Below are 4082 nucleotides of genomic sequence, written 5' to 3'. Positions count from 1 at the left end.
CTTGTGGCCCTTGATGCGCTCGACGACCATGATGCCCTCTTCCGAGGCCTTGTGCGCCAGCATCATGCCGCGAACCACGTCACCAATAGCGTAGACGCCCGGTACGGTGGTGGCGCAGTGATCGTCAACGTGCACGAAACCACGCTCGTCGAGGGTCACGCCGCAGTCGGCAGCCAGCAGATCAGTGGTCACCGGACGGCGACCAACGGCAACGATCAGCTTGTCGAAAGTGATGTTCTGTTCGCCGTTGGCATCGGTGTAAGTCACGACCACTTCTTCGCCGTTGACCTTGGAGCCGGTGACGCGAGCGCCCAGCTTGATGTCCAGACCCTGCTTGGTCAGGGTTTTCAGCGCTTCCTTGGAGACTGCGGTGTCGGCAGCCATCAGGAAGGTGTCCAGGGCTTCCAGGACGGTCACTTCAGCGCCCAGACGGGACCATACCGAACCCAGTTCCAGACCGATCACGCCAGCACCGATCACGCCCAGGCGTTTTGGTACGGCTTGGAATTCCAGGGCACCGGTGGAGTCGACGATCACTTTCTGATCGACCGGAGCCGGTGGAATGTCGATTGGACGGGAGCCTGGCGCCAGGATGACGTTCTCGGCTTCGATCACTTCCACCGAGCCGTCAGGCTTGGTGACTTCGACTTTCTTGCCGGCCAGCAGTTTGCCGTGGCCCTGGATGGAGGTCACGCCGTTGGCCTTGAACAGGGTGGCAACACCGCTGGTCAGGTTTTTCACGATGTTGGCTTTGCGGCCGACCATCGCCGGGACGTCCATGGACACGCCGGAGTGGCTGATGCCGTGGATCGCGAAACCGTCTTGGGCTTCGTGGAATTTCCAGGAGCTGTCCAGCAGCGCCTTGGAAGGGATGCAGCCGACGTTCAGGCAAGTACCGCCGAGGGCCAGCTTGCCCTCCTTGTCGGTATATTTCTCGATGCAGGCAGTCGTGAGGCCGAGTTGCGCAGCTTTAATGGCGGCTACATAGCCGCCAGGGCCTGCGCCAATCACTACCACGTCGAATTTCTGAGTCATGTGTCATTCCTTCTCGAATCAAACCGGACGGCCCCTTGTGGAGGCCGTCGTGGGACGAAGCTGTTCGTTTCGGCGAAAGGCCGATCATCGCTGATCGGCCCAGGCTACGAAATCAGATATCCAGCAGCAGACGAGCCGGGTCTTCCAACAGGTTCTTGATGGTAACCAGGAAAGTCACTGCTTCTTTGCCGTCGATCAAACGGTGATCGTAGGACAGAGCCAGGTACATCATCGGACGGATGACCACCTGACCGTTGATCGCCATAGGGCGCTGCAGAATGTTGTGCATGCCCAGGATTGCTGCTTGTGGCGGGTTGACGATCGGAGTCGACATCATCGAACCGAAAGTACCACCGTTGGTGATGGTGAAGGTACCGCCGGTCATCTCTTCCATCGACAGCTTGCCGTCGCGGGCTTTCTTGCCGAAGGTGGCGATGCCGCCTTCGATTTCAGCCAGGCTCATCAGTTCGGCGTTACGCAGAACCGGAACCACCAGGCCGCGATCGCTGGACACGGCAACACCGATGTCGGCGTAGCCGTGGTAAACGATGTCGGAGCCGTCGATCGAAGCATTGACCGCCGGGAAACGCTTCAGCGCTTCGGTGGCAGCCTTGACGAAGAACGACATGAAGCCCAGGCGTACGCCGTTGTGGGACTTCTCGAACAGATCCTTGTACTTCGAACGCAGGGCCATGACTTCGGTCATGTCGACTTCGTTGAAGGTGGTCAGCATCGCCATGTTCGACTGGGCTTCGACCAGACGCTCGGCAACCTTGGCACGCAGACGGGTCATCGGCACGCGCTTCTCAACGCGGTCGCCGGCAGCGAACACTGGAGCAGCGGCGGCTGGAGCTGCAGCCTTGGCAGGCGCGGCAGCCGGAGCGGCTTTCTTGGCAGCAACCGCTGCAACCACGTCTTCCTTGGTCACACGACCGCCTTTGCCGGTACCGGCAACGGAAGCGATGTTGATGCCGTTCTCTTCAGCCAGCTTGCGCGCGGCTGGAGCAGCGATTGGATCGTCTTCGCCTTCGGCGGCCGGAGCAGCGGCGGCAGCGGCAGCCGGAGCAGCAGCGGCTGGAGCAGCGGCAGCAGCGCCTTCGGCGATGGAGCCCAGTACTTCGTCGGACAGAACGGTGTCGCCTTCGTTCTTGACGATAGCGCCCAGCACGCCGTCAGCGGTGGCCAGAACTTCCAGCACGACCTTGTCGGTCTCGATGTCGACGATCAGTTCGTCGCGCTTGACGGCGTCGCCCGGTTTTTTGTGCCAGGTGGCAACGGTGCCATCGGCAACCGATTCCGGGAAAGTGGGGGCTTTGATCTCGATAGCCATTATCTGTGGTTCCTTAAATTCGGTTTCAGGTGCGCGAAGGCGTTAAACAGTGAAAGCATCTTGCAGCAGTTTTTCCTGCTGCTCGGCGTGCATCGAGGCATAACCACACGCTGGGGCAGCAGAAGCGTCACGACCGGCGTACTCGAGTACGAGCGCCTTGTTGTGACCGCTGATGATGCGACGCATGTGATGCTGGCTGCAGTACCAGGCACCCTGGTTCATCGGCTCTTCCTGACACCAAACGACGTGTTTGAGGTTCTTGTACGGAGCCAGGACTTCGATCAGGTCGTCCTCAGGGAATGGGTACAGCTGCTCGATACGCACGATGGCGATGTCGTCACGGCCTTCAGCACGGCGTTTTTCCAGCAGGTCGTAGTAGACCTTGCCGCTGCACAGAATCAGACGACCTACGTCTTTTGGATCCTGGGCATCGATTTCCGGAATAACGGTCTGGAACGAACCTTCCGCCTGATCTTCCAGGGTCGAGATGGCCAGTTTGTGACGCAGCAGCGACTTCGGAGTCAGGACTACCAGTGGCTTGCGCAGCGGGCGAATCACCTGACGACGCAGCAGGTGGTAGATCTGTGCCGGGGTGGTCGGCATGCAGACCTGGATGTTGTGCTCGGCGCACAGCTGCAGGTAACGCTCCAGGCGAGCCGAGGAGTGCTCCGGCCCCTGACCTTCATAACCGTGCGGCAGCAGCATGGTCAGACCGCAGAGACGGCCCCACTTGTGCTCGCCACTGGTGATGAACTGGTCGATCACGACCTGGGCACCGTTGGCGAAGTCACCGAACTGGGCTTCCCAGATCACCAGCGCGTTTGGCGTGGTGGTCGAGTAGCCGTATTCGAACGCCAGTACGGCTTCTTCGGACAGGAACGAATCGTACAGGTCGAAACGTGGCTGGCCGTCGTACAGGTGTTGCAGCGGGATGTAGGTGCTGGCGTCTTTCTGGTTGTGCAGAACCGCGTGGCGGTGCGAGAACGTACCGCGGCCGATGTCCTGGCCGGTCATGCGGATCGGGTGACCTTCGAACGCCAGGGTCGCGTATGCCATGGTTTCGGCATAACCCCAGTTGATCGGCAGGCCGCCGGCTTGCATCTTCTGACGGTCTTCGTAGATCTTCGCGACCTGACGCTGAACCACGAAGCCTTCTGGCAGCTCCAGCAGCTTGGCGGACAGTTCCTGCAAGGTCTTCAGATCGAAGGTGGTGTCGTGACGCGCGGTCCAGGCGTGGCCCAGGTATGGACGCCAGTCCACGAACAGCTCTTTGTTCGGTTCCTTGACCAGGCTCTTCACTACGTGCAGGCCGTTGTCCAGCGCGTTGCGGTATTCGTCGACTTTCGCCTGAACACGCTCGGCGTCGAGCACGCTGCTCTGGACCAGACGATCGGCATACAGCTCACGGGTGGTGCGCTGCTTGGCGATTTGTTGGTACATCAGAGGCTGGGTGCCGCTTGGCTCGTCCGCTTCGTTGTGACCGCGACGACGGTAGCAGACCAGATCGATCACTACGTCGCGCTTGTACTGCATGCGGTAGTCGATAGCCAGCTGGGTCACGAACAATACGGCTTCCGGATCGTCACCATTCACATGAAGGATCGGCGCCTGGATCATTTTCGCCACCAGCGAGGTCTGGGTACTGGACGCGGCCCAGCCGCAACAGGCTTTTACCTGCCTGGCGCCGCGGGTCGAGCAACATGAATACGACGTCGAC

The 4082-nt window shown here is 60.4% G+C and carries 3 protein-coding genes; all 3 read right to left on the bottom strand.

All coding sequences use genetic code 11. The annotated features are described in order from the left end of the window. On the bottom strand, positions 1-1035 hold a 1035-nt coding region (locus ACQKQA_RS29820), incomplete at its 3' end, for an FAD-dependent oxidoreductase (protein ID WP_427564745.1). Between the two features lie 112 nt (positions 1036-1147). Then, complete coding sequence (gene odhB, locus ACQKQA_RS29815) at positions 1148-2365, bottom strand: 2-oxoglutarate dehydrogenase complex dihydrolipoyllysine-residue succinyltransferase (protein WP_427564744.1); 1218 nt, start codon at positions 2363-2365, stop codon at positions 1148-1150. A gap of 42 nt (positions 2366-2407) precedes the next feature. Next, positions 2408-4082: 2-oxoglutarate dehydrogenase E1 component (locus tag ACQKQA_RS29810; RefSeq protein WP_427564743.1), on the bottom strand; the 1675-nt coding region annotated here is incomplete at its 5' end.

The organism is Pseudomonas sp. NPDC089530 (assembly GCF_050280705.1).
Taxonomy (GTDB): Bacteria; Pseudomonadota; Gammaproteobacteria; order Pseudomonadales; family Pseudomonadaceae; genus Aquipseudomonas.
The sequence above is the reverse complement of the archived record's forward strand: the minus strand, read 5'-3'. Positions and strand labels throughout refer to the sequence as shown.